The organism is Streptomyces sp. NPDC039430 (assembly GCF_055639435.1).
Window position 1 is genome coordinate 155,473 of sequence record NZ_JBVKAK010000008.1, and the last position, 25,226, is coordinate 180,698.

21 protein-coding genes and 1 pseudogene are annotated in these 25,226 nt (G+C 71.4%); 4 read left to right on the plus strand and 18 right to left on the minus strand.

Features of this window, described 5'->3' with window-relative positions; all coding sequences use genetic code 11:
• Nucleotides 1–1,279: 1,279 nt before the first annotated feature.
• The 5 genes from dhaK to ACZ7LS_RS21250 all read right to left on the minus strand — a co-directional run bounded on the left by dhaK (nt 1,280) and on the right by ACZ7LS_RS21250 (nt 5,715).
• Entirely contained in the window at nt 1,280–2,275 is a 996-nt protein-coding gene (gene dhaK / locus ACZ7LS_RS21230) for a dihydroxyacetone kinase subunit DhaK (protein WP_382519468.1), read from the minus strand.
• Nucleotides 2,276–2,370: 95 nt separating this feature from the next.
• Nucleotides 2,371–3,048 (minus strand): dihydroxyacetone kinase subunit DhaL, encoded by a 678-nt coding sequence (gene dhaL, locus ACZ7LS_RS21235; RefSeq protein WP_382667363.1) that lies wholly within the window; start codon nt 3,046–3,048, stop codon nt 2,371–2,373.
• Nucleotides 3,049–3,075: 27 nt separating this feature from the next.
• Nucleotides 3,076–3,861 carry an HAD-IA family hydrolase gene (locus ACZ7LS_RS21240; RefSeq protein WP_385130276.1) on the minus strand — a complete coding sequence of 262 codons (786 nt, stop codon included), beginning with the start codon at nt 3,859–3,861 and terminating at the stop codon, nt 3,076–3,078.
• Nucleotides 3,862–3,865: 4 nt separating this feature from the next.
• The gene (locus tag ACZ7LS_RS21245; protein WP_382519474.1) at nt 3,866–4,726 is read right to left on the minus strand and encodes a class II fructose-bisphosphate aldolase; all 861 of its coding nucleotides are present in this window, start codon (nt 4,724–4,726) and stop codon (nt 3,866–3,868) included.
• A 338-nt stretch (nt 4,727–5,064) separates the two neighbouring features.
• Nucleotides 5,065–5,715: a class I SAM-dependent DNA methyltransferase gene (locus tag ACZ7LS_RS21250; RefSeq protein WP_382667371.1), complete on the minus strand. Its 651-nt coding sequence runs from the start codon at nt 5,713–5,715 to the stop codon at nt 5,065–5,067.
• A 328-nt stretch (nt 5,716–6,043) separates the two neighbouring features.
• Between ACZ7LS_RS21250 and ACZ7LS_RS21255 the strand changes: the two genes are divergently transcribed.
• Nucleotides 6,044–8,215, plus strand: a complete 2,172-nt coding sequence (locus ACZ7LS_RS21255; RefSeq protein WP_385130279.1) for a hypothetical protein — start codon at nt 6,044–6,046, stop codon at nt 8,213–8,215.
• 226 nt (nt 8,216–8,441) lie between these two features.
• On the opposite strand, the pseudogene ACZ7LS_RS21260 reads toward ACZ7LS_RS21255, so the two are convergent.
• From ACZ7LS_RS21260 to ACZ7LS_RS21320, 13 genes and pseudogenes are all read right to left on the minus strand, one after another.
• Nucleotides 8,442–8,636 (minus strand): annotated as a pseudogene (locus ACZ7LS_RS21260) (hypothetical protein); the annotation flags it as partial.
• Between the two features lie 60 nt (nt 8,637–8,696).
• On the minus strand, nt 8,697–9,686 hold the full coding sequence (locus ACZ7LS_RS21265) for a sugar kinase (RefSeq protein WP_385130281.1): 990 nt from the start codon (nt 9,684–9,686) through the stop codon (nt 8,697–8,699).
• A gap of 67 nt (nt 9,687–9,753) precedes the next feature.
• Complete coding sequence (locus ACZ7LS_RS21270) at nt 9,754–10,401, minus strand: bifunctional 4-hydroxy-2-oxoglutarate aldolase/2-dehydro-3-deoxy-phosphogluconate aldolase (protein WP_382519482.1); 648 nt, start codon at nt 10,399–10,401, stop codon at nt 9,754–9,756.
• A gap of 31 nt (nt 10,402–10,432) precedes the next feature.
• Nucleotides 10,433–11,236, minus strand: a complete 804-nt coding sequence (locus tag ACZ7LS_RS21275; RefSeq protein WP_382519484.1) for a hypothetical protein — start codon at nt 11,234–11,236, stop codon at nt 10,433–10,435.
• Nucleotides 11,230–12,375, minus strand: a complete 1,146-nt coding sequence (gene dgoD, locus ACZ7LS_RS21280) for a galactonate dehydratase (RefSeq protein WP_385130285.1) — start codon at nt 12,373–12,375, stop codon at nt 11,230–11,232. The genes ACZ7LS_RS21275 and dgoD overlap by 7 nt, the downstream gene beginning before the upstream one ends.
• Complete coding sequence (locus ACZ7LS_RS21285) at nt 12,372–13,139, minus strand: FadR/GntR family transcriptional regulator (RefSeq protein ID WP_382519488.1); 768 nt, start codon at nt 13,137–13,139, stop codon at nt 12,372–12,374. The genes dgoD and ACZ7LS_RS21285 overlap by 4 nt, the downstream gene beginning before the upstream one ends.
• 42 nt (nt 13,140–13,181) lie before the next feature.
• On the minus strand, nt 13,182–13,940 hold the full coding sequence (locus tag ACZ7LS_RS21290) for an SDR family NAD(P)-dependent oxidoreductase (RefSeq protein WP_382875959.1): 759 nt from the start codon (nt 13,938–13,940) through the stop codon (nt 13,182–13,184).
• Nucleotides 13,941–14,023: 83 nt separating this feature from the next.
• Nucleotides 14,024–16,138, minus strand: a complete 2,115-nt coding sequence (locus ACZ7LS_RS21295; RefSeq protein WP_385130290.1) for an alpha-galactosidase — start codon at nt 16,136–16,138, stop codon at nt 14,024–14,026.
• On the minus strand, nt 16,135–16,950 hold the full coding sequence (locus tag ACZ7LS_RS21300) for a carbohydrate ABC transporter permease (RefSeq protein ID WP_385130556.1): 816 nt from the start codon (nt 16,948–16,950) through the stop codon (nt 16,135–16,137). The genes ACZ7LS_RS21295 and ACZ7LS_RS21300 overlap by 4 nt, the downstream gene beginning before the upstream one ends.
• 89 nt (nt 16,951–17,039) lie before the next feature.
• On the minus strand, nt 17,040–17,978 hold the full coding sequence (locus tag ACZ7LS_RS21305; RefSeq protein WP_385130293.1) for a carbohydrate ABC transporter permease: 939 nt from the start codon (nt 17,976–17,978) through the stop codon (nt 17,040–17,042).
• A 1-nt stretch (nt 17,979) separates the two neighbouring features.
• Nucleotides 17,980–19,269: an ABC transporter substrate-binding protein gene (locus ACZ7LS_RS21310; RefSeq protein WP_382519496.1), complete on the minus strand. Its 1,290-nt coding sequence runs from the start codon at nt 19,267–19,269 to the stop codon at nt 17,980–17,982.
• 205 nt (nt 19,270–19,474) lie between these two features.
• A complete protein-coding gene (locus ACZ7LS_RS21315; RefSeq protein ID WP_471065147.1) occupies nt 19,475–21,613 on the minus strand; it encodes a DUF8189 domain-containing protein in 2,139 nt (712 codons plus the stop codon).
• Nucleotides 21,614–21,727: 114 nt separating this feature from the next.
• On the minus strand, nt 21,728–22,639 hold the full coding sequence (locus ACZ7LS_RS21320) for an NmrA family NAD(P)-binding protein (RefSeq protein WP_382519500.1): 912 nt from the start codon (nt 22,637–22,639) through the stop codon (nt 21,728–21,730).
• A 156-nt stretch (nt 22,640–22,795) separates the two neighbouring features.
• On the opposite strand from ACZ7LS_RS21320, the gene ACZ7LS_RS21325 reads away from it, so the two are divergent.
• The 3 genes from ACZ7LS_RS21325 (at nt 22,796) to argB (ending at nt 25,129) form a co-directional block, all read left to right on the plus strand.
• Nucleotides 22,796–23,356 carry a TetR/AcrR family transcriptional regulator gene (locus tag ACZ7LS_RS21325; protein WP_382519502.1) on the plus strand — a complete coding sequence of 187 codons (561 nt, stop codon included), beginning with the start codon at nt 22,796–22,798 and terminating at the stop codon, nt 23,354–23,356.
• Nucleotides 23,357–23,504: 148 nt separating this feature from the next.
• Nucleotides 23,505–24,161: an isochorismatase family protein gene (locus tag ACZ7LS_RS21330; RefSeq protein ID WP_385130300.1), complete on the plus strand. Its 657-nt coding sequence runs from the start codon at nt 23,505–23,507 to the stop codon at nt 24,159–24,161.
• Between the two features lie 68 nt (nt 24,162–24,229).
• Nucleotides 24,230–25,129 carry an acetylglutamate kinase gene (argB, locus tag ACZ7LS_RS21335; protein WP_385130303.1) on the plus strand — a complete coding sequence of 300 codons (900 nt, stop codon included), beginning with the start codon at nt 24,230–24,232 and terminating at the stop codon, nt 25,127–25,129.
• Nucleotides 25,130–25,226: the final 97 nt, after the last annotated feature.

Consider the following 25,226-nt stretch of genomic DNA (forward strand, 5'->3'; position numbering starts at 1 on the left):
TCCGGTCGGCGAAGCATGGGTTCAAGCCGGGGAGGCGTGGCTTCAACTCGACGGAATCCCTTCGCGCCATCTGGGCACGCGCCTGCGCCTCAAGACCAGCGGCATAGGCCAGAGACACCAGGCATGCTGGCTGAACTGCGATGCCCGCGCAGCGGCGACGAAAGCCGGCACCCGACGCTCCGCCGCGGCCGGAGCGGATCCTGGCGCGAACCGTACGGCCGAAGCCTCAGCAGCAATAACCTCGGCAATACGCACATCCAGGATGGACACGGCCCGGCCGCTGATCACAGGGCAGGCCAGGGGGCCCGAGCGGCTCGGCCTCGGCACCGCCCGGCTGAATAGCGACGGTCACGCCACTCATCACCCCGCGGCCGGAGTGAATGGTTATGACAGCGGGGCGACCGATCAGGCCATATCCATGGCAGCTAATCGGCCACTTGTGGAGGACGTGAAAACGTATTACAAAGAACACCCTGTTTACCTCGCCGAAACGAAAGTCGGAGCAGAGGTTCGCGATGAATGCGCTGATACCGCAGGATGGTCGGCGCGTGAGTGGGGCAAACAGCCCGCCTGGTTCTCCACGCAGTGGCCGAGGACACACCGGGAAGTGCCGGATCCCGCATCGCGAGTAACCGGGCCTCAGCCCCTTTATATGAACTCCGGGTATCGCGCTCGATACGGAGAGGGCCAAGGAGGCGGCGCCACGGGAAACCCGATTGGATGCGCCGGTGGATGCAACAAGGCCGCAATGAATGCGAAAGCCCAGCGATCCCCTGCCTGCCTCAAGAGTATCAAAATCGGCGTTGCCCGCTCCAGCCTCTCCCCTTGTGGTTATTGGCGGCGGAATAACACTTCCACACCGGTGCGCGGGAGTGTTCCCCCCACGTGACGAATACACCCACGCGTCCGCCGCCACGAATCACCACGGCGCCACCACCTGGGACTGCTTCGCGCCGTTCACATCTGCGAAACCTGACGTCGAAGCACCCGACGCGCCGGGCACCGCCTCCGGGGACCAGCACGCGCGACCGGGTGGCGCCCGTTTCACCTCTCCGGATGCCTGTTTACTGCCCGCTTCGGTTCCGTACCCCGCTCGCAGCGGTCACCTCGCACGTCCCGCACACCCGAATCGGGCGCCACGGCCGCAACAGCCGACGCGCGGTGGACTTCATGCGGCCCGTACACGCGGGACGCCCCCCGGCAGCCATGAAGTGTTCAACCCGGCTGTGACGGCAGCCTGTTCGCCACCGTCGGTGACCTCCTCCACAACGCGCGTCGGTCAGAAGACACGGACCGGGATCTCGGCCGGGTCCGCGAGCAGGTCGGAGATCTCGTCGTCCAGGCGGACCAGGGTGATGGACGCGCCGGCCATGTCGAGCGAGGTGCAGTACTCGCCCACGTAGCTGCGGCGGATCTCGATGCCCCGTTCGGCCAGTTGCCTGTGGGCCAGCCCGTACACCAGATAGAGCTCGCCGATCGGGGTGCCGCCCAGGCCGTTGACCATGAGGGCGACGCCGTCGCCCGGGACATAGGGCAGGTCGTCGACAACAGCGCTGACCAGCTCCCGCACGATCGCGTCCGCGGGCTGCATCTTCTCCCGCCGCCGGCCCGGCTCGCCGTGGATCCCCACGCCCATCTCGATCTCGTCGTCGGGCAGTTCGAACAGCGGGGACCCCTTGGCCGGCGGCGTGCACGCGGTGAGCGCCATGCCCATGGTGCGCGTGACGGAGTTCACCTTCTCGCCGATCCGGTACACCTCGTCGAGACCGGCCCCACGTTCGGCCGCCGCGCCGGTGGCTTTCATCACGAAGAAGTTTCCGGCCACCCCGCGCCGGCCGACCGTGTAGGTCGAATCCTGCACCGAAACGTCGTCGTCGATGAACAGCGTACGAACGGTGACACCGTCGGCCTGCGAGAGCTCCTCGGCCATCTCGAAGGCCATGCGGTCGCCCGTGTAGTTGTTGACCAGCAACAGGACGCCCTTGGGGGACGAGACGAGTTTGACCGTCTCGTATACGTAGTCGGTGGGCGGCGCGGAGAAGACGTCACCCGGGCAGGCGGCGTCGAGCATCCCCTTGCCGACGGTCATGACATGTGAGGGCTCATGTCCGGAGCCCGAGCCCTGGACGAGGGAGACCTTGTCGGGCCGCGGCGCGTCGGCGCGCATGATCAGGTTGTATTCGGGGACGTACCGCAGGGTGCCGGGGTTGGCGAGGGCCAGTCCCTGGAGCATCTCGGACACGTAGTTCTTCGGGTCGTTGACGAACTTCTTCATACGATCGCTCCTGGATCTCGGCGTGGGGACACGGACTGGCTCGGGTACGGGCCCGGTACCGGACCGGTGGGGGCCCGGTCCCGACTCGCGGCGGTTCAGGTACGTACGGCCCATTCATCGGCGACGCGCTCCGCCATGACGGCGATCGCCATGGCTCCCGCGTCCGGGGAACCGATGCTGCGCTCCCCGGTGTAGCTCGGCCGGCCGCGCCTGGCGATCATCGGTGTCGTCGCCTCGGCGGCGGTACGTGCCGCCGAGGCCGCGACCCTGGCGAGACCGGCGGGGCCGCCCGCCGGGCCCTCGCCGGTCTTCATCTCGTTCTCGAGCGCGTTCTCCAGTGCGTTCTCCAGTGCGTCGGTCATCGGGATCAGCGCGTCCAGCAGTGTCTTGTCACCGAGATCGGACTTGCCTCGCACCTTGATGCCCTCGGCGGCGGCGCGCAGCATGGCGACCGCGTCCTCACCGTGCAGCTCGGAGCGGTCGTCGACGGCTCCGGCCGCCCGGAGGAACGCGGTGCCCCAGAGGGGGCCTGAGGTCCCGCCGACCCGTCTGGAGATCACCAGGGCCACCTTCTTCAGGAACGCCGACGGGGAGCCGTGGTCCAGCGAGTCCCAGTCGGCGAGAACGATCTCGAAGCCGCGCGCGAGCGAGTATCCGAAGTCCCCGTCACCCACGACGGCGTCGAGTTCGCCGAATTCGCGCTCGTTGTCCACCGCCGTCCTGGCGATCGTCCTGACAACGAACTCAAGATCACTGTCTGTTGTCGATGGCATGGCTCTCCTGACTGTCTGTCCCGGCCGTCACGTCGTCCCGGCGGCGAGCAGGAATTCGAGATCGGCGAGCCTGACAAAGGGGCGGGGGTCCGCGCCGAAGGGGTCGCTCAGCACCTTCGTGGTGGTCTCGTCCGGCTCGGGGTCGCCCAGTGACGACACCACCAGCCACGCACCGGTGAAATCCTCCAGCGCGGTGTAGGCGCTGGTCGTGACGGCGCAGCCGAGGCCCGCGCCCTGTGCCGCGAGCAGCCCGTTGCGGCTGTCCTCGATGACGATCGTGCCCGCCGGGTCGAGCCCGAGCCGGTCCGCCGCGTACGTGTAGATGTCCGGCGCGGGTTTCTTGTGCGGCACGATGTCTCCGGCGAACACACTGAAGCGCCGGGCGAGTCCGGGGCCCGCGGCGACTTCCAGCACACTGCGTACGGACGGCTCCGCGGAGGTGGAGGCGACGGCCAGTGTCCATCCGGCGGCGTCGGCCTCGGCGGCGATCCGCCGTACGCCGGGCCGGGGCGGAACGGTGCCGCTGCCGATGATCCCGGTGTAGATCTCGGTCTTGCGCCGATGCCACCGGGCGACCTGCTCGTCGAGCGCGTCGGCGTCGCTCGACAGCCCCGTCGCGGCGATGAAGTCGGGGGTGAGAAGCGTCTTCATACGCTCCTTGCCCCCGCCGACCTTCACCTTCTCGGCGTAGTCGCTGTCGCTCCACCGTACGGGCAGGCCGAACTCCTGAAAGGTCTGGTTGAACGCGGGCAGGTGCCCGTAGCGCTCGGTGTCGGCGAGGACGCCGTCGCAGTCGAAGAGGAGGGCGGGCACGGTGTCACCCGGCCCGGCCGGCGCTGCCGAAGAGTGTCATGAGGGAGCCGGTCATCCCGATGACCTCCTGGCGGACGGACCGGAACAGCGAGGGCGGGTCCCACTTCTCCTTCTCCGCCGCCGATTCGAGGAAGGCCAGACTCGACTTCATGAACCTCTCCTTGAGGGCGGTCGAGATGTTGACCTTCGCGCAGCCCCGGGAGATGAGATCGCGGAACTGTTCCTCGGAGAGACCGCTTCCGCCGTGGAGCGCGATCGGCAGGGGGTACGCCGCGACGATGTCGGAGACCCGTTCGAAGTCGAGTACCGGCGGGCGCTTGTACGTTCCGTGGGCGTTGCCGATGGCGGGCGCGAAGACGTCGACGTGTGTCGTTCTGAGGAACTCCAGAGCCACCTCCAGATCCTGCTGGGCGGCCACGCTGTCGGTGCCCACGTCGTCCTCGACGCCGGTGATGGACTCGATCTCGCCCTCGACGTGGGCGCCGTGTCCCCGGGCCTCGGCGACGACCTCGACCGTCTGGCGCATGTTCTCCTCCACCGGCAGGTTCGAGGCGTCGAACAGGACGGAGTTCCAGCCCCGCCGCAGGCATTCCGTGATGACCTCGCGCTCCGGACAGTGGTCCAGATGGAGCGTGACGGGCACCTCGATACCGGCCGTCATCGACGTCCACATCGCGAAGAGCACATCGCTTCCGATCGATTTGACCGTCTTGACGGACGTCTGCACGATCAGTGGCGAGGCGTTCTCCACCGCGGCCGCGAGAACCGCCTCCATGGTGAGGTCGTTGAACACGTTGATGGCCGGCACGCCGTAACGCTCTTTGAAGGCGTCGGACAGGATGTCGGTAAGCGGCACGACAGACACGTGGACTCCTGGGATCGGGCACACCCAACGGAGACGGGGCCCTCGTGACGGGGGACGGGTCTCTCCTTCCATTCGACGCCTGCCTGAAGAGCGCCGCCACTCAGCCGCGTTTCTCCCCGTCCCGGAGGGGGAGGGACCCCGCCACACGGGGCGGCGCGGGTGAGCGCACCCCGGCGCCGGGCAGGGCGAGCAGGGCGAGCAGGGCGAGCAGGGCGAGCAGGGCGAGCAGGGCGAGCAGGGCGAGCAGGCGTATCAGCCGGGCGCGGGCCGGGCGGGCACCCGGTCGGCGGGCGGGGACCGGTAGGCGGTGGCCGGCCGGCCACCGATTTCTCGCGGTGTCAGGGCCGGCGGCGTGCGAACAGGACGGCGCCTGGACGGCTCCCGTCGAGGTCGAGCAGCCATTGAGCCTCGACAGTGAATCCGGCATCGTGCAGCCAGGCGGTCACCTGGTCGGGCCGGCGGCGGTGGACATAGACGTTCATCGGGTGGCCACCGTATCCCTGTGTCTTCAGTCGCGACTCGTCGCCAACGTGAAAGCCGAGCAGCAGCGGTCCGCCGGCGGGCAACACCCGTCGGAACTGGCCGAAGACCGTGGGGATCGCGTCGTCAGGGACGTGAATCAGCGACCAGAAGGCGAGCAGGGCAGTGACCGACGCGTCGGCGAGGTCGAGATCCGTCATCGAGCCCACCTCGAACCGCAGGTCAGGGTGGTCCCGCCGGGCCACGTCGATCATCGCGGGTGAGAGGTCGATACCGAACGCGTCGACGCCCAACTCACGCAGGTGGGCGGTGACATGCCCGGGGCCGCACCCCACATCCGCCACCGGCCCGCCGCCGGCTGCCTGAACCATGCCGGCGAACAGCGCCAGTGCCGCCCGAAGGTGCGGCTCCCCTGCCAGCGCCTCGCGGAGTTGGCCGGCGTAGCTGACCGCCACCGTGTCGTAGGAGCTGCGTGTGTCCGCCAGCCACCCGTCCAGGTCAGAAAGCACGTACTCAGCTCCATGTCCGTGGCCTGCGGAAACCGTGCGGTACCGGGTGACGGCCCTGTCCGTCACCCGCGTTTGTCGCTCGCGTCCGTCCCTCGCGTTGTGCCCGAGCCGGTCCGCGCGCCGCTCAACGAGTCTATAGCCGCGACCTGTTGCCTGTCCCAGCTGCCGAACCGTTGCCACCGCCCCACCGCTCGCGCACGCCCCCGCCGGATCGTGAGCGCTGGAACCGCCAGAACCGCCGTAGCCGCCGGAAGCGCCCGCCGACCGGCGCTCACCGCGTGCGAAAACCCGCATGCCCCGGCTCGGGTGGTTCTGGGATCATGCCCGGATGGCCCACCCTCTCGACGCCCTTGTCATCCGGCACACCCACCGCATCCCCGCCCCCTCAGGACCCGCCGGGCACGGCGACGTCGCGGCGCGGCAGTTCGATGCCGCGCTGATGTCCGTCGGCTTCAAACTCTCCGCGGCCGTGTTGGAGCGCCTGTCGGGGCTGTCAGAGGAAGCAGTCGTCGCCACCGCCGCGCGCACACTGGACACCGTCCGCGAAATGGTGGGCGATCACGTGCGGCACAACGTCTACTTCGTCGACTTCCCCGCCAACGTGCCGGACACGTTCGACTTCTGGCGGCGGTGCGTCGCCGAGGCGCTCGCCGACGACGCCTCGCGCGACAGCACGCTCGCCCAGCTGCGCAGCGGTGTGGTCGACCTGCTGACGCTCCCGTCGTACGGCGACTACCGGCACACGTACGCCGAGATGCTCGCCGCCCACGACGAGCTGATCGCCGCCGCGGGCGACCGCATGACGCCGCTGCACCTGGGCGGCGCCTCGGACGACGAGGTCGACGCCCTGTATCTGGCCCTGGCCGGCAGCGCCACTCCGCTGGACGACGAGGGACTGCGCGACCTCCACTCGCTCGCGGAGCACCGAGTCGACGGCCCGCAGCCCGAGGTGATACCGGTGCGCGAGAACCGAGCCGTCATCAACGTCGCCCGTCTCGAAGCCGGCCGGGATCTCCTTCTGGACACCGTCACCGATGTCCTCCGGCTGGCCTGCGCGCTCTCGGACGGCGACGTGACCCTCGTGGAACCCACCCGCTTCCGGCGGCTGTCCCGACCGGTCCGCCGCGCCCTGCTCGCCGGCCTGGACGCCGTGGTCGCGGCCGCTCCCGCGAAGCTCGCGGATGTCACCGCGCGGCGCGAACCGTTCAAGCGTCTCGGCGAGCGCCTCCACCCGCACGAGTACCCGCGCTGGCCGCATGCCGCCGAGGTGTTCGCCGTCGCCCGGGGCGAGACGGAGGCCCGGTCCCTCGACGGCCGTCTTGAGGAACTGCTCGGCGTGCGCGACGTCACCGGGGCGGCACGGCTGCTGACCGCCGCTCCCGGCAAGCTGTTCCGCGCTCTGGACCGGCTGCTGCGCGCGTGCGTCACCCAGGAGGAACGCGATGCCGTCGTGGCCGCCGCCGAGGAGGTCGCCTCGCGGGTCTCCGGCCGTGTCCTGCTGTCGGTCCGCGAGCACCTGCACAACCGCGCGGAGGAGACCGGCGGGCGTCGCGTCTTCGTCAACCAGCGCGGCCGCGCCTGGGTCACCGCCGACACCCGTGCCCCCGTACTGCCGCCCGAGCGGCGGCGCCTGATCGCCGCGGTGGACGCCGAGACGAGCCGCCGCCTTCCGGACCCCGGGCATCTGCTGATCGACCCCGACGTCCTCGATGTCGCGCTCCCGCTCAGCGGCAAGGCGTCGGCCGCCGGGTTCGGCGTGCTGCCCCGTGGCTCCCTCTCCCCCGTCGACGGTGAGCTGCTGCGCTTCTTCGTCTACTGGAAGCAGAAGAGCCACAGCACCGACTACGACCTGTCGGCGCTGATGCTCGACGCCGCGTACGCGACCGTCTGCTGGCTGTCGTACACCGCTCTTACCGACGTCGGGGGCGAGCACTCCGGCGACATCACGGACGCGCCCGACGGCGCCTCGGAGTTCATCAACCTGCGCCTGGACGCCGTGCGCGGCACCTTCATCGTCCCGCAGGTCAACATCTACGCGGGGGAGGACTTCGAGGCGGTCGAGGAGTCGTTCTTCGGCTTCATGCGGCGCGATGCCGGGCAGCGGGGCCGCCCCTTCGAGCCGCGTACCGTGCGCATGAAGTCGGAGCTGCGCGGCCCGGGGAGAGTCGCGCTGCCGCTGGTGTTCATGCGCGGGAACGACGGCCGCTGGCGCGCCAAGTGGCTCCACCTGTACCTCAAGGGGACCCCGGACTCCAACCGCGTCGAAGACAACCGGGTGTCGGTCGCCACGCTGGTGCGCGGCATCGTCGAGCGTGACCACCTCACGGTCCGGTACCTCACCGGCCTGATGGCCGACCGCGCCACGGGCACCACGCTGTGGGACGGTACGACGGTCCCGGACGGCCCGGTGACCTACATCGGCCTGGAGCGCCCGGACGGACTGCACCCGGATTCCCTGATCGTCACCCCGGAAAATCTGCGCGACCTGATCCCCGGCTGACTGCTAGCGTTGGCCCCGGCGAGGCCATGGAGGGACTTCCTTCTCCTTCTTCCAATGAATTAGTCCTTCCGCTTTCCTCGCCCTCTTCGTGGACGCCGGGGTGCCGAACAGCACCCCGGCGTCCGCGTCTCCTCGCTCACGACCGTGTGGCGGTGCCGCATCCCGTTCCGCCGGCCTCCCGCATGCGGGAGGCCATCGACGTGCTCCGGTCGTACGGGTCGACGTACCAGCCCTTGCCCCGTCGCCGCCGCCGGGCCGGCTGGTGAGTCCGCCACCCCTCCGGCGGACCGGTCTCCCCCTCCAGCCTCCGCGTCACCATCCGGGCCCGTGCCGACGGCTCCTCGGGCGCGCCCTGAGTCCCGGCCCCGGCCTCTTGCTCATACCGCGCTCCCGCCCCCTGCTGACCGACCCTGGGCCGAATGTCATCACGTACGGCCCGACCGGCCACATCGGCCTTCGGGCGCCGCCGGCCGGCGCGGACTCACGCCCACATCTCGGTGGGCGTGTCGAGGAGAGCGGCGATACGGCCCCGGTCCGGCAGCGGGCCGTGGTCGCCGGTCACAGCGAGCGCGGCGCCCGCCGTGAGGTGTCCGAGCCGCAGGGCCCGTACCATGTCCTCGCCGCGCAGCAGCCCCGCGAGGAACCCGGCCGCGAACGCGTCGCCGGCCCCGACCGGTTCGACGATCTCGGCCTCCGGCGCGGGCACGGTGTGGACGCGGGCGCCTTCGAACGCCGTCGCGGCGTGCCCGCCGTCCTTGACCACGAGGATGCGGGGTCCTGGCAACAGGGACCGTACGTCCGCGGGTCCGGCCAGCCCGTTCCCCCAGAGCGCCTGTGCCTCGTCGAGTCCGACGAACGTGATGTCCGCCCGGTTCGCGAAGTCGTGGAGCACGGCGGCGGCCGTGTCGTCGCACCACAGGGCCGGCCGGTGGTTGACGTCGAAGCTGACGGGGCACGGGCGTGCCCCGGGCGCCGGGCGCAGCAGCGCGGCGACGAGAGCCAGGCAGTCCGGTGAGAGCGCGGGGGTGATACCGGTCAGATGGACGAGCCCGGCGCCGCGCACGGCCTCGTCGTCGAGGACGCCGGGGTCCAGGGCGGAGGCGGCCGAGCCGCGCCGGTAGTAGTGGACGGTGGTTCCGCCGGGGCCCGGGTTCTTCAGGAGGATTCCGGTCGGGCGGTGCGGATCGGTGCGTACGCCGCTGATGTCGACGCCGGACGCGGCCACTTCGTCGCGGATCCGGCGGCCGAACGGGTCGTCGCCGAGAGCGGACACCCAGCGCGCGGGTACTCCGTGGTCGGCCAGGTACATCGCCACGTTCGACTCGGCGCCGGCGATCCGGACGCGGAGCAGGTCGGCGCCGTCCAGCGGGGCGACGGGATCCGGTACGAGAGCGGCCATCGTCTCGCCGACGCAGGCCACCGGGGTGTGGGCCGGCCGCCACATGGGGGTGTCGTGGAGGTTTTCCTTCATGCGGCCTTCTTCGGGAAGCCGCCGTGCGGGCCGGCGCCGGTCCCGCGCGCGACGGACGTGCCGCCCGTCATCGTTCCGCCGCCCCGGGGCCGGTGGCGCGGACCGCGTCGAGGAAGGCGCGGGCTCTGACGCGCAGGGCGTCGACGCTGCCGCCGTCGGCGGCGTCACCGATGAGCGGCGACCCCACTCCCACCGCGGTCGCGCCGTGTGCGAGGTAGGCGTGCGCGGCTTCGGTGTCCACTCCCCCGACGGGTACGAACGGCGCGGTCGGGAACGGGCCGCGCAGGGCTCGCAGATACGCGGGGCCGCCCGCCTGCGCCGCCGGGAAGATCTTGAAGGAGTCGGCGCCGAGCCGCTGTGCGGCGACGATGTCCGTGGGGGTCATCACCCCGGCGAGAACGGGCAGTTCGAGTCGCTTCGCTTCGCTGATCCCCTCGCAGACGGCCGGGGTGACGACGAAGTCGGCGCCCGCCTCGCGTACGGCCCGCGCGTCCCGCGCCGTCAGGACGGTTCCCGCGCCGAGCGGGGCGGCGGGGCCGAGAGCCGCGCGTGCCCGGCGGATGACGCCGAGCGCGTCCGCGCCGCTGAGCGAGACCTCGATGAGCGGGATGTCCTCCTCCGCGAGGGTGAGGACGGTCCTGAGTGCGGCGTCCGCGTCGTCGCCGCGCACGATGGCGACGATCCGGTGGGTACGCAGCGCGGTCAGCAGATCCACGTGCGGGCTTCCTTCCGAGTCCGAGGTGCTGTCATGTTCGTTCTGTCGTGGCGCTCACGCTGAGCCGCCACCGGACTTCCCCGCCGGCCGGCACACATGCCGCGTCGGCTTCCCCGGCCTCGGCGAGATCGAAGACGCGTCCCAGCATCGGTTCGACCCCGATGGACCGGTAGGGATCGTCGTCGGGGAAGCCGCGGAGGTTGCGCCACACGGCGACGGACACCGGCTGGCCCTCGGCCTCAACGGCCAGGCGCAGTACGGCGGTTCCTTCGTGGACGTCCACCTGAGAGGTGTCGACGATCGCGCCCACGGCCGTGCCGTCGTCGGGTCCCAGCCGGTCGAGCGCGGCCGGCCCCGCCGGCCACCGCGGCCACGCGCAGGGGGTCCACCGGGATCCGCCGTCCGGGTAGACGCGGGTGGGCGTCCCGTCGGGCATGCCGAGGCGCGCGTGCCCGGAGAGGTCCAGCAGGGCGTGCCCGGCCCAGAGGAAGCGGTAGCCGGGCCGGGCGGTGAGCCGGTAGTCGACCACGGCCCGCCGTTCCTGGTGACGGATTCGGCGGCTGAGCCGGAAGTCCGGGCAGGTGACGGACTCGGTGTCACCGTCCCGCCGCCATGGCCCGGTCCAGGCGTGCCCGTGGTCGGGGGTGCCCCGGACCGTGGGAACACACTCCTCCAGGCCGCCCGCGTCGGCGAAGGCGTCGCCGGGTACGACGTACGGGCGGCGCGGTTCCTGGCGGTGCCAGAGCCATTCACGGCCGGCCGCCCACAGCGAGGTCCAGCGCCCGCCGTGGGCGGGGTCGGTGGTGATCCGGACCGGGCCCTGGGTGTTCACCATTCGGCGAACGATCCGTCGGGGTGGCGCCACACCGGGTTGCGCCAGGCGTGCCCGGTGCGGTCGGCGGCGCGTACGGCGGCCTCGTCGACGGTGATGCCGAGTCCCGGAAGCGCGGTACGGGGCGCGTGCCCGGCGATGAAGCGGAACGGATCCGTATCGACGACGTACGAGAGCAGATCGGCGTCCCTGTTGTAGTGGATGCCCCGGCTCTGCTCCTGGATGAGGAAGTTCGGGGTGCAGAAGGCGATCTGGAGGCTCGCTGCGAGGGCGATCGGACCGAGGGGGCAGTGCGGGGCGAGCTGTGCGCCGTACGTCTCGGCGAGCGACGCGATGCGGTGGACCTCCGAGATGCCGCCGGCGTGCGACAGGTCCGGCTGCGCGACGGCGATGCCCGCGTGCAGGGCGGGCAGGAACTCCGCCCTGCCGTAGAGCCGTTCACCGGTGGCGATGGGTACGGACGTGGCGCCCACGAGCGCGGCGAGCAGCTGCCCCTGCTCGGGCAGCAGCGGCTCCTCGACGAACAGCGGGTGCAGCGGCTCGATGGCCTGGAGGACTCGCCGGGCCGCTGCCGGTCCGAACCGGCCGTGCATGTCGACGGCCACATCGCGGTCGGGGCCCAGGATCTCGCGGGCCACGGCCACGCGCTCGACGACGGCGGCCGTCTCCGCGGGGGTGGGAATCGGTGAGGTGCGGGCCGCCGCGTTCATCTTCACGGCGGTGAAGCCCGCCTCGACCTGGGCGGCGATCTCGTCGGCGAGCCCGGCGGGTTCGTCGCCGCCCACCCAGGCGTAGACCCGGACCTCGTCACGCAGCGCCCCGCCGAGCAGGGCGTACACCGGTGCCCCGTACGCCTTGCCCGCGATGTCCCACAGGGCCTGGTCGATTCCGGCGACGGCGCTGGAGAGTATGGGGCCGCTGCGGTAGAAGCCGCCCTTGCTGAGTACCTGCCAGTGGTCCTGGACGCGCAGGGGGTCCTGGCCGATCAGATACTCGGCCAGGACGTCGACCGCGGCGCGCACCACCTCGGCCCGGCCCTCGACCACGGGTTCGCCCCAGCCGACGATTCCCTCGTCGGTCTCGATCCGGCAGAACAGCCAGCGGGGCGGGACGAGAAAGGTCTCGATGCGCGTGATCTTCACTGGTCCGTGCTCCCGTTGTGCGTGTCGCCGGCGGTCGCCGGCGCGCTGTCGCTCTCGCTTCCGCGGACACGGTCGAGGTCGCGGACCGCCTGGGCGAGGAGGGCTCGCATGGCGCGTTCCGCGGTTTCCGGGTCCTGGTCGCGCACGGCGTCCAGGACGGCCCGGTGGCTGGGGACCGGGTCCTCGCCGTGGAGCGTGCTGTGGACGATCTCGTCGCGGTGGGCGAGACCGGACTCGATGACCATCTCCATGCGTTCGAGGAGTTCGTTGTGGGTGGCCGCGAGGAGCGCGCGGTGGAAGGCGAGGTCCGCCTCGACGGCGTGCGCCGCGCCTCCCTCGTCCTCGCCCATCGCCGACAGGGCGGCCTCCAGCGCGTCGAGGTCGGCGTCGGTACGGCGCTCGGCGGCCAGCCTGACCGCGGCCGGCTCGATGATGCCGCGGACCTCACCCAGATTGCGCAGCAGGGCCAGATCGGTGCCGGTGCCCGCGCTGCCCGCGAACTGCCAGCGCAGCACGTCCGCGTCGAGGAGGTTCCAGTCGGAGCGCGGGCGGACGAAGGTGCCGCGCTTCTGGCGTGCGTCGACCATCCCCTTGGCCGCGAGGACCTTCAGGGACTCCCGCAGCGCGGTCAGACTGACGTCCAGCTCGCCCTGCAGTGACACGAGATCGAGTGTCGCCCCTTCGGGGATCTCACCGCTGAGCACCCGGCGCGCGAGAGTCTCCACGGTCTGGCCGTGCACTCCGCGGCGCGCGTATGGCGTCATGTTGTTGTGCCTTTCTGCTGGTGGGATGAGGGACGGCGACGGTCAGGCCGAGGCTTTGACGACGGACCAGCCGCCGTCGACCAGCAGGCTCGACCCGGTGATGTAGGAGGCTTCCCGGGCTGCCAGGAAGGCGATGGCGGCGGCGACCTCCTGCGGGGTGCCGAAGCGTCGCGCGGCGGTCTCGGCGACGCTCCTCCTCCGGTCCTCCTCCGGTACCCGGTCCCAGGCCCCGGTCAGGATGGGTCCGGGCAGTACCGCGTTGACCCGGACCTCGGGCCCGTACTCCACGGCGAGCTGTCCGCACAGCGAGAGCAGCGCGCCCTTGGACGCCGCGTAGGCGGGGTGGCCGGGGATGCCCTTGTGCGCGTGGACGGAGGAGGTCAGGACGACGGCGCCGTCGTGGGCGCGCAGGTCGGGCAGCGCGGCCCGGAATCCGAGGAACGCGCCGGTGAGATTGACGGCGAGCTGGCGTTCCCAGGAGGCGACGGTCATCTCGTGTGCGGGGGTGACGTCCACGGTGAAGGCGTTGCTGACGAGTACGGAGACCGGTCCGAAGGTGTGCGCGGCGGACACGATCCGCTCCCAGTCGCCCTGGTCCGCGACGTCCGCGTGGAGGAACCGCGCGTGGCCGCCCTGTGCGCGGATGTCCCCGGCGACGCGTTCGCCGGGTGCCGCCGCGATGTCCGCGAGGATCACGGAGGCCCCTTCGGCGGCGAGGCGTTCGGCGGTGGCCGCGCCGATGCCGGAGGCGGCTCCGGTGACCACGGCCACGTGGCCGGCGAAGCGGGTGGGTCCGTTCATGGGGCGGGTCGACTCCTCGGGTTCGTGAACAGTATCCGGCGGCATCGGTCACTCCCGTGACGGTGTGCCGGGGCTGGTGGCGACTACGTCCGGACCAGGACTACCAGTTCCGCGTCGTACCGCGAGGTCCACGCGAACGGCAGGCCGTAGTGCGTCAGATGTGCTCCGCTGTAGACGGTGCCGGTGTCCAGGCCGGTGTAGCGGGCGGTGTAGCGGGCGGTCGGGTCGAGGCCGCGCAGCCGCAGCCGGGCGGGGCGCCCGGGGACCAGGGGCGCCCCGTCCAGGCGGCCGGTGTTCCAGGCGGTGACGACGGTGCGGGCGCCGTCCGGCGCGTCGTACTGGACGCCGCAGCCGGCGTCGGACGGCGTGTTCAGCAGCCGGACCTCGCCGTGGTGGATGACGTCGCGGATCTCCTTGTAGCGGGCCACCCAGCGTGCGGCTTCGGCGCGCCGCTCCGCCGGCCAGGTGCGGATGTCGGCGCCGATTCCGAGGACGCCGGCCATGGCGGTGACGAAACGGAAGGCCAGTGACCGGGGCCGGGGGTCGAAGACGCCCGGCGAGTCGGTGACCCAGGAGCTCATCGTGTGCGGGGCGTGTGCGTGCAGATAGCCGTACTGGATGGCGAGACGGTCCAGCGGCGCGGTGTTGTCGCTCGGCCACACCACGTCGGTACGGGCGAGGGTGGCGTGCTCGATCCGGCCGCCACCGCCGGCGCACCCTTCGACGGTGACCCGTGGGTGATGGGTGCGCAGATGGTCGAGTACGCGCAGGTATCCGGCGACGTGCGCGGCGTCCAGGTCCTGTTCTTCGACGGGGACGGTGGCGGGCCTGCCGCGTTCGGTGGGCGGGCGGTTCATGTCCCATTTGAGGTAGCTGATGGCGTGTTCGCCGAGCAGCCGGTCGAAGGTGGCGAGGACGAAGTCCTGGACGTCCTCGCGGCCCAGGTCGAGGACGAGTTGCTCGCGCACCAGCGTGGCGGGCCGTCCGTCGACGCGGTAGACCCACTCGGGGTGCTCGGCGTGGAGCGCGGAGCGGGGGCTGATCGCCTCGGGCTCGACCCAGAGGCCGAAGTCCATGCCGGTGGCACGGACCCGGTCGATGAAGGTGTCGAAGCCGTCGGGGAAGTTCGCCGGGTCCGGGTACCAGTCGCCGAGTCCCCCGGTCTCGTCCTGGCGTCCCGTGAACCACCCGTCGTCCACGACGAACACCTCGGTTCCCATCTCGGCGGCGATCGTGGCCAGCTCCAGCTGGGCGGCGGCGTCGACGTCGAAGCCGGTCGCTTCCCAGGAGTTGTAGAGGACCTTGCGGGGCCGGTGGAGGCGCTCGCCGCTGAGCCGGCGTTCGTAGGTGTGCCAGACGCGGGCCAGGCCGTCGAGCCCTTCCGGGCTGAACGCGCAGGCCAGCCGGGGGGTGGTGAGGGTGGCGCCGGGGGCGAGGCCGAGGGAGCCCTCGTGGGGCACCCGGCCCGCGCGGACCCGGACGGCGCCGCCGGGCTCGGCGTCCGCGGCCATGTGCCAGTTCCCCGGCCACTCCAGGGCGATGCCGTACGTGGGTGTGTTGCCCTCGTCCGGTTCCGAGGCGTCCTGGACGGCGAGCCAGGGGGCGTACGCGTGGCCGGGCACGGCCTGGGTGGAGGCCATCTCGAAGCGGCCGCGGGTGAGTTCCAGCTGGGTGCGCTGGAACTCCTGGGACCACTGGCCGGTGAGGTACGTGAGCCGGGCGCCGCCCGCGACGGGAATGTTCACGGCGGCGGAGTCGGCGCGCTCCAGCCGCAGCCCCTCGTCGCCGGTGCAGGTCAGCTCCGTCCACCGCAGGATCACATCGGTGCCGGGCACGGTCTCGTAGTGGAGCGCCGTGCGCAGCCCCAGTTCCTCGTCGGCGAAGTCGAGGCGCAGCGCATGGTCGCCGTCGTGCGTGGCGGTGTCGAACGTCCACCAGACGCCGCGTTCCCCGCCGGGGCGCCGGGCCACCAGGTCGGCTCCGGTGAACGGCCGCAGACCGTACGGGATGTACTCGGCGGGGGCGGCGTCCGCGGGGGTGAGGAAGTGGGTGCGGTGCGGGTGTTCGAAGGGCGAGGGGCCGGTCTCTGCGCCGTGCGGGCCCCAGACGTCCAGCTCGGCCCAGCGTCCCTGGCCGGCGATCCGTACCGCGTAGGTGGTGTTCTCGGTGCGCAGCAGCCAGCGGTCGTGCGAGGTCACTTCACTGCTCCCAGATTGAGTCCGGCGACGAAGTGGCGCTGGAACATGAGGAATACGACGACGGTCGGGGCCGCGGCGATGACGGAGCCGGCGGCGATGACGTTCCACATGGACACGTACTGCCCCTGGAGTCCGATCAGCGAGGCGGTGATGGGCATCTGGCTGTCCGTGCGCAGGACGGTGATGGCCCACAGCAGGTCGTTGAAGATCCAGGTGAACGACAGGGCGCTCAGCGCGGCCATGGCGGGCTTGGCCAGGGGCATGATGATCCTGGTGTAGATCTGCCATGGACCCGCGCCGTCGATGACCGCGGCCTGCTGGATCTCCGGCGGGACGGACCGCATGAAGCCGTGCAGGACGAAGACGTAGAAGCCGACGCCGAAGCCGGCCTGGACGCCGATGAGCGCGTACAGCGAGTCGTACAGGCCCAGCAGCTCACTGAGTTTGGAGACCGGTACGAGCAGGATCTGCGGAGGCAGCAGGTTGCCGCCGAGCATCAGCAGCAGGAGGGTGCGGCGCAGCGGCAGGTTGTAGCGGCTGAGGCCGAACGCGGCCATCGAGGCGAGGAGCAGTGACAGGAGCACCGTCGGCACGGTGACGAGCAGGCTGTTGATCAGTGCGCGCTGCTGGCCGCCGTCGACCCATGCCTGACGGAAACCGTCGAGGGTGAAGGAGTGCGGCAGGCTGCCGACGCCGTGGGCGGCCACATCGTCGAAGGACCGGGTGCTGGTGACCAGGACGAGCGCGATGGGCAGCAGCCACAGGGCGGAGAGCAGCCCGGCGCTGAGATGGAACCCCGCGGTCCGCCACATCCCGCGGCGGTTGCGCCGCCGGGCGCGGGCCGGCGGGGCCGGAGCGGTGCCATGCCGGCCGGCGGGCGGTGCGGAGGCGTGGGTGACGCTCATGAGTCGGCCTCCCGGAAGGCGCGGACGAGGTAGGACGCGATGACGCCGAAGGCCAGAACGAAGATCACGACCGCGAGAGCGGAGCCGTAGCCCAGTCGCAGCGACTGGAAGGCGGTGGAGTACATGTACGTGCTGAGCAGTTCGGAGGAGTGGTAGGGGCCACCGCGGGTGAGGGCCCACACCACGTCGAAGGAGCGCAGCGAGTCGATGACGATGACCGAGAGGACCACCGCGTTGACGCTGCTCAGCTGGGGAAGTGTGATGTGCCGGAACTGCTGCCCGCGGGTGGCGCCGTCCACCTTCGCCGCCTCGTAGAGCACCGGGTCGATGCCCTTGAGCCCGGCGAGGTAGAGCACCATCACATAGCCGATCTGGCGCCACAGCGCGGGCACGATCACGGCGTACAGGGCGGTGTCCTGGTCGGCGAGCCAGGCATGGGTGAGGCTGCCGAGCCCGATCCCTTCGAGCGTCTTGTTGATCAGCCCGTCGGGCTGGTACATCGCCTGCCACACCAGGGCCGTCGCGACCAGCGAGAACACCACGGGGAGGAACAGCGCGGCGCGGTAGAAACCGACGCCCCGGCGTTCCTGCTGGAGCAGCAGCGCCGCGCCGAGGCCGAGGGCGGCGGAGAGTCCGCCGAACAGCACCAGCCAGATGACGGTGTCCAGGGCGGCGGTGCGGAACACGGCGTCGCCGGACATCTCGCGGAAGTTGCCGAGGCCGATGAACTCGGGGGCGCTGACGCCGTCCCACTTGGTGAAGGAGAGATAGACCCCCTGGATCGCCGGCCAGAACACCCAGAACGCCTCGGCCAGCAGCGGTACGAGCACGAAGGCGAGCACGACGGGCGGGACCCGCGTCGCCCGCTTGCGGGCCGGGGGCCGGCCGGCGGTCCGGCCGCGCGCCGTCTTCCGGGGTGCGGTGAGGACCGCCATGTCACTGGCTCCAGATCTTCTGCGCGTCGCGTTGCCACGTCGTGAGGATGGAGCCGATCTCCTTGGGCTTGGCCAGGAAGCGGGTCAGCGCGGTGTCGGCGGTGGGGGCGAGGGCGTCGCTGGAGTCGCGGTTGAAGAACTGCGTGATGTCCGCGGCGTCCTCGATCAGCTTGCGGCCCTTGGTCACCAGGGGCGTTCCGCTGTCCTTGGCGTCGGGGTGGGTGGGCAGCGAGGTGCCGGACGAGCCCTTGAGGTAGATCTCCTGGGACTCGGCGGTGGCGAGGTAGCGCAGGAGTTCCTTGGTCGCGTCGGGGCGGCCGGTGCGGGCGCTGGCGAAGTAGCCGTCGGTGGGCGCCTCCTCGGCGAGCGGGATCCTGGGGTCGATCACCGGGAAGCGGAAGAAGTCGATGTCGTCGAGCTGGTCCTTGGGGGTGGAGTCGGCGAAGAAGGTGCCGATCAGCATCATGCCCGTACGGCCCTGGAGGAGCGCGGTGGTGGCGTCCTGGAAGGGCAGCGCGGTCCCGTTCGGGTCGAAGTACGGCAGGGCCTCGCCCCAGCGGTCGAAGACCTTGCGCACCTCGGGGTCGTCGAAGCGGTGCTTGCCGGCGAGCAGTTCGCGGTGGTAGGCGGCTCCGTTGATCCGGATGTTGAGGTAGTCGAACCAGGAGGCGGCGACCCAGGGGGTGTTGCCGCCGGCCCCGAGGCCGATCGGTGCGACCCCCTTGCTCTTGAGCGTGTCGCACAGGCCGAGGAACTCGTCCCAGGTCTTGGGCTCCTTGACGCCCCAGGTGGCGAAGTTCGACTTCCGGTAGAACACACCCCACCAGTAGTAGGTGGTGGGGACGAAGACCTTCTTGCCGGAGGAGTCGGTGCACAGCTTCCGCAACGCGTCGGAGTATCCGGCGAGTTCGGGCTTCTGCCAGACATCGCCGACATCGAGGAGCAGGTCCTTGCCCGCGTACGACTCGGCGACCGATCCGGGGTACCAGGTGTAGAGGTCCGGCGGGTTGGCCGAGGTGAGGTACGTCGGCAGCTGCGTACGGAACGTCTCCGAGGCGACGGTGTTGAGTGAACCCCTCGCGCCGCCCCGCTTGTTGAAGGCGTCGATGACGTCCCGCATCGCGGACTTGGCCTGTGGTGCGGAGAGGTTGGACTGCAGGGTGACGGCGCCGCCCGACGCGCTCGTGCCGCCCGACGGTGACGAGGTGACGCAGCCGGACATCAGCGCGGCGGCGCCGACGGCGCCGGCACCCGCGAGGAAGCCGCGGCGGCTGTGTGCTGTGGTGTTCATGGGTCTCCCTATGCGCCCACGAGGCCCGGCCCCCTGACGGCCGGGCTCTCGTTCGGCTGCTCCAGACTGACGTGGCACCAAGCCAGCGTCAAGATTAATTACTAATTTATTCACTGGTGCTTCGGCCAGGCCCGCACGAGGCGGTTCGGTCCATCGGTCGTACGAGGTTGTTCGGTCCATCGGTCGTACGAGGTCGTTCGGTCCGTCAGTCGCGGCCCTGGCGGACGAGTCCGCCCACGCCGCGGAACACGGTGAGCACGCCGCCGTCGGCCCCGGCGACCGCGCCGAGTTCGCCGTCGAAGACTCCGCTGGCGAATTCCCCGCGCTTCGACCAGTCGCCCCAACGGCCCGCGCCGCCCGCGTCGTAGGCGCGCTGCCAGAGGGTGTAGTCCCCGGCGCGCGCGTAGAGCCGTACGGTGTCCCCGACGGCGACGAGTGTGGGGCCGCCGCTCACGGTCCCGCCCAGCGAGGACCAGTCGGACCAGGTGCCCGCCGCGTCACGCACCCGGGTCCGGACCGAGTCGTCGGCGGTTCGCACGGCGAGGTGCGCGCGTCCCGCGGAATCGGTGACGGCGGCGGGCCGCCCGTACAGCGCCATCCCGTCCGGCCCCTCGAAGGAGGCCCAGCCGGACGCCGCGCCGCGCGTGTGGATCCGTCCGTCCGCGCCCCGCGCGAAGAGTGTCCAGTCGTCCGGGCCCTCGTAGGCGATGCCCGGGGCGTCGGCGAGCCGCCCGCCGAGCTGCTGCCAGCGGCCCCACCGCCCGTCGCGATGGCTCAGCAGGTACGCGGCGCCGTCCGTGCCGCGTACGAAGACATCGATACGGCCGGGCGAGGTGGCGTAGGCGGCGGGCTGTCCGGCGATCCGGCCGTCCGTGGGACCGCCGAGACGGGTGGTCGCCGGGGACCAGTGGCCGTCCCGGCCGGTCTGCTGCCGCAGCGAACCGTCCCTGCCGCGGGTGAACGCGGTCAGCCGGTCACCGTCGCGCACGAGGGCGGGAGTGGCGTCGGTCCGTACCCCGAGCGAGGCACCGGGCGCGTCGTCCGTGCCGCTCAGCGAGAGGAACGCCGTACCGTGCGCGGGCACGGTCACGGTGTACGTACCGGAGTGGGTGCCCCGGCCCTGTCCGGCCCGCAGGTCCCGCACGGCCACCTCGCCCGCGAGGCCGGCGTCGGCGAACCGTACGGTGCGCTCGGCCGGCCGGTCGGAGCGGTTGAGGAGCGCGACCGCACGCCTGCCGGAGCCCTGGAGCACCTTGCTGTAGACGTCGCCGGTGGCGTCGGTGGCGACGCGCACCCCCTGGATGGCGAGGGGGTCCTGGTCGACGGCGAGGATCTCCGGGTTGCGCAGGGTGTCGATCATCGACTGCGGCAGCGTACGCGGGTCGGAGCCGATGACCAGCGGGGAGGCCATCACGGCCCACATGACGAGCTGGGTGGTGGACTCCTCCTCGGTCAGCTCGTACGAACCGTCCGCCAGCTTGCGCATCGGTATGAGGTAGTCGGGGTCGTTGTAGCGGCCGGGGCCCTGTGCCTCGGGGTGCCAGGCGTTGGCGTCCATGTTGCGCAGGACGTTGGGCCACTGACCTGGTGACGGCGTGCCCCACGCGATGTCGGTACCGGTGCGCCAGGAGTCGCCGGTCGTCGGTCCGTACACGTAGGCGTTGTGCGCGTCCTGCGCCGGGGTGTGCGGGAGCCCCCAGTCGTCGGTGAGCGGGTTGCACAGATTGAGCAGCATGCGCCGGCCGGACTTGGCCACGGCGTCGCTGAACTCCCTGAACGCCGGTCCCGGGTCGGCCTTCTCGGTGATCCCGCAGAGGAAGTCGACCTTGATGGCGTCGACTTTCCAGCCGGCGAACTGGTCGGCGTCCTCCTGGTAGTGGCCGCGGCTGCCGAGGCCGCAGGTCCTGCCGCCGTCGTAGGTACCGGCATCCGTGTAGATCCCAGCCTTCAGCCCGCGCTGGTGCAGGTAGGTGACCAGTGCGGGGATGCCGGAGGGGAAACGGCCCGGATGGGCGGCCAGCCGGCCCGCGCCGTCCCGCGGCTCGTCCGCCTGCCAGCCGCCGTCGAGCCATACGATGTCGTAGCCGCTGTCCTTGAGACCGCTGCTGACCAGATAGTCGGCGACTCCCTTGACCTGGGCCTCCGTCGGAGCGCCGAGGCCGTAGTAGGTGTTCCAGCCCATGTACGGCGTCGGGGCGAGCACACTGTCGTGGAACCGCGGGGCTTCCGCGGCCACGGGTTCGGCGGCCCGCGCCGCGGGCGCCGCCAACGGGACCAGTGCGGCGGCCCCGAGCACGGCGACGGCCCGGCGGGCGCGCACCATCCCTGCACGATGCGAAGTCACTTGACACTCCCGAGAGTTGGGGATGACGGGCGCCGCGCTCCCCAACTCAAGGGGGGCGGCGCCACGTCGATGACTGTGCTGCCCCATCCACACCGTGTCAATAATTATTACTAATTAACTGAAACTTGGCCGCAGGTGGTCTCGCGCCCACACCTCGAAGGTCGTGAGAGGGAGACCGAGGTCCCGCGCGAACTCCGGGAGCGCGGGCTGCGGGAACTCATTGACATGCGCCTGCCCGAAGCCCATGTCGGGCATCCCGGCGGCGGTCGCCTCCTCCGCGGTCATGTCGGGCGCGGCCAGCTCGGCGCCCAGGGCACGGGAGAGGACCTCGGCGATGTCCGTCATCGTCAGATAGTCACTGGCCAGCTCCAGTTCGACACGGTCGAACCGCTCGGGCGCGGCGATGGCCGCGGCGGCCGCCGTGCCGATGTCCTGGACCGCGACGAGGGACAGCCGGGTCGCGGGCTTCAGGAGGCTCACCAGGCCGCCCCGGACCCCGCGGGGGAACAGGATTTCCTCGGAGGGGAGGAAGTTCTCCATGAAGAAGCCCGGCTTGATGAGTGTCCAGTGCGTGAAGCCCGCCTCACGGACCCGGTCCTGGATCCCGGACTTCGCGGCGTAGTAGGGATCCATCCAGGCCCAACGGCCCTTGACCGAGCCGGCGTGCTGCCCGGCGCCGGAGACGGACGTGTGCACGAACTGCGGCACTCCCGCGGCCCTCGCGCCCTCGATCAGCCGGACGGCCTGGGCGACCTCACCCTCGAAGGCGCGTCCGTTCATGTCGGGCATCTGGACGGAGAAGACGGCGCGGGCCCCTTCGGCGGCCCTGGTCACGGAGTCGCGGTCGTCGAGGTCGCCGGTGACCAGTTCGGCGCCGAGCGCCTCGACGGCCTTCGCCCGGTCGGTGGCCGGGTCACGGACCAGCGCCCGGACGGGGATGCCCTTCGCGAGCAGGGCGCGGGCGGTGGCGCCGCCCTGCCGGCCGGTGGCGCCGACGACCAGGGCGGGGGCGGAATGTGACGTCATGGTGGTTCCTCGGGTGGTGAGAGGCAGCCAGGTGCCGTCCGGTCGCGTCGCGGACCTGCGAGGACCGGCCGGACAGGGCTAAGCGGCGAGGCCCGCCACTTATGCTCGGGTACGATACGGAGGGCCCCGCCACTTAGCAACCCCGGAGATGACGCCATGACCGTCCAGCGCGCGGACGCCCGGCGCAACTACGCACGGATCCTCGCCGTGGCCGAGGAGGAGGTCGCCGCGCACGGCGCGGACGCCTCCCTGGAACAGATCGCCCGCGTCGCGGGCGTCGGATCGGCCACGGTGCGCCGGCACTTCCCCGGCCGGCGCGCGCTGCTGGAGGCGGTGTTCGGCGAACGGATCGAGGCCCTGTGCGCCCGCGCCGTGGAGCTGGCCTCGGCGGCCGACGCGCGGGCAGCTCTGCTGGAGTGGCTGGGCGCGCTCACCGCCTACGCCGCCTCCGCGCGGGGCATGGGCGACGCGCTGGCCCTGGACGAGACGGACGGTCCTGGCCAGGTGAACGCCTGCTCGGCCAAGCTCTCCTGGGCGGCCGACCCGCTGCTGCACCGCGCCGCCCAGGCCGGCGCGGTGGCACCGGGCGTGACCGCCGCCGACCTGGTCACGCTGGTCACGGGCATCGCCCTGGCCACGGAACACCATCCGGACCCCGCCGCCGAGGCACACCGGCTGCTCGGTCTGACCATGGAGGGGGTCAGCCCCCGCGGGTGAGGCGGCCGGAGCTCAGCCCCTGCCGGGACACGAGGGCCGCGCACCGCCGGGTCCCTGGGGGCGAGCCGACCGAACACCATGCAAGTTAGGCTAGGCTTAGCTAAGTTCATTCGGTGGGGCATAGCACGTCGACCGGGGAGGGACAGCCATGGGCCTGTCGGCCATCGCGTCGTATCCGATGCCCGACCGCTCCGCGCTCCCCGCGTCGTGCGCCGCGTGGGACGCCGATCCCGACCGGACGGCGCTCCTCGTGCACGACATGCAGAACCATTTCGTACGGGCCTTTCCGGCCTTCGCGCCCCCTGTCATCGACCTGGTCCGCAACATCGCCGCACTGCGCCGGCTCGCCAGGACGCTCGGCACGCCGGTGGTGTTCACCGCCGAACCGGCGGCCCAACCGCCCGGCCGGCGCGGGCTCATGGGGGACGTCTGGGGTCCCGGAATCGGTGACGGACCCGGTGCCTCGGCCATCACCGCCCCGCTGACCCCACGACCCGGCGAACATCTGATGACGAACGTGCGCCACAACGCCTTTCTCCGGAGCCATCTGGGCAGACTGCTGCGGCTGGAGAACCGCGATCAGCTGATCATCTGCGGTGTGCGCGCACACCTCGGGGTTCTCCTGACAGCCGCCGACGCCTTCATGAACGACATTCAGCCCTTCGCCGCCGCGGACGCCGTGGCCGACTTCTCCGCGGAGGACCACACCATGGCGCTGCGGTGGGCGGCCAGGTGCGGCGTGGTCCGCACGACGGACGCGCTGCCGCGCGACCCGCTTCTCCACAAATCGACACGGATCGCATGAAGGCCCTCCCCCCTCTCGCCCCCACTCAACAGCTCCTCCCCACGCGGAAAGACGGAACGAAGACGCGGATGAGATCACTCCCTTTCAGCCGGCCCGACACCGCCGCCGGTCTGGTCACAGCGGATCCACCGTGGCTCAAGGACCTCCGGGGCCGCACCGTGGTCATCAAATTCGGCGGTAACGCCATGGTGGACACCGCGCTCCACCGGACGTTCGCGCAGGACGTCGTGGAGCTGCGGCGCGCGGGGCTGCGGCCGGTCGTCGTGCACGGTGGCGGACCGCAGATCAGCGCGATGCTCGACCGCCTCGGACTGGAGGTCCGGTTCGAGGCGGGGCTGCGGGTGACCACGCCCGAGACCATGGACGTGGCGCGCATGGTCCTGACCGGCCGGGTCCAGCGGGAGCTGGTCGGCGCGCTCAACGCCCATGGACCCTACGCCGTGGGCATGTCGGGCGAGGACGCGCACACCATGACGGCCGTACGGCGCCCGGCGCGGGTGGACGGACGCACGGTCGACATCGGCCTCGTCGGAGAGGTGGTGTCCGTGGACCCCGGCGCCCTGCGCACACTGCTCGACGCGGGCCGCATCCCCGTCGTCTCCCCCATCGCCCGGGGTACGGACGGAGAGGTCTACAACGTCAACGCCGATCTCGCGGCGTCGGCGCTCGCCGCCGCGCTCGGAGCGGAGCGACTGGTGGTGCTGACCGACGTCGCGGGGCTGTACGCGGACTGGCCGCACAGCACCGAGGTGATCGGCCGGCTCACGGCCGGTGAACTGGACGCGCTGCTCCCGGGGCTCAAGAGCGGCATGCTCCCGAAGATGGAGGGGTGCCTGCGGGCGGTTCGCGCGGGTGTCCGCAGGGCCCATGTACTGGACGGCCGGGTGCCGCACGCGCTGCTGCGCGGTGTCTTCGCCGAGGAGGGCACGGGCACGACGGTCGTCCCGGACGAGGAGCCCCGGGTATAGACCGCGGGACCGACGGGGGCCCGAGCCATCCGGCTCGGGCCCCCGTCGTTGTGCTGCCCCCGCGCGGGGGCGTCGTTGCGCCGCCCCCGCGCCGGGG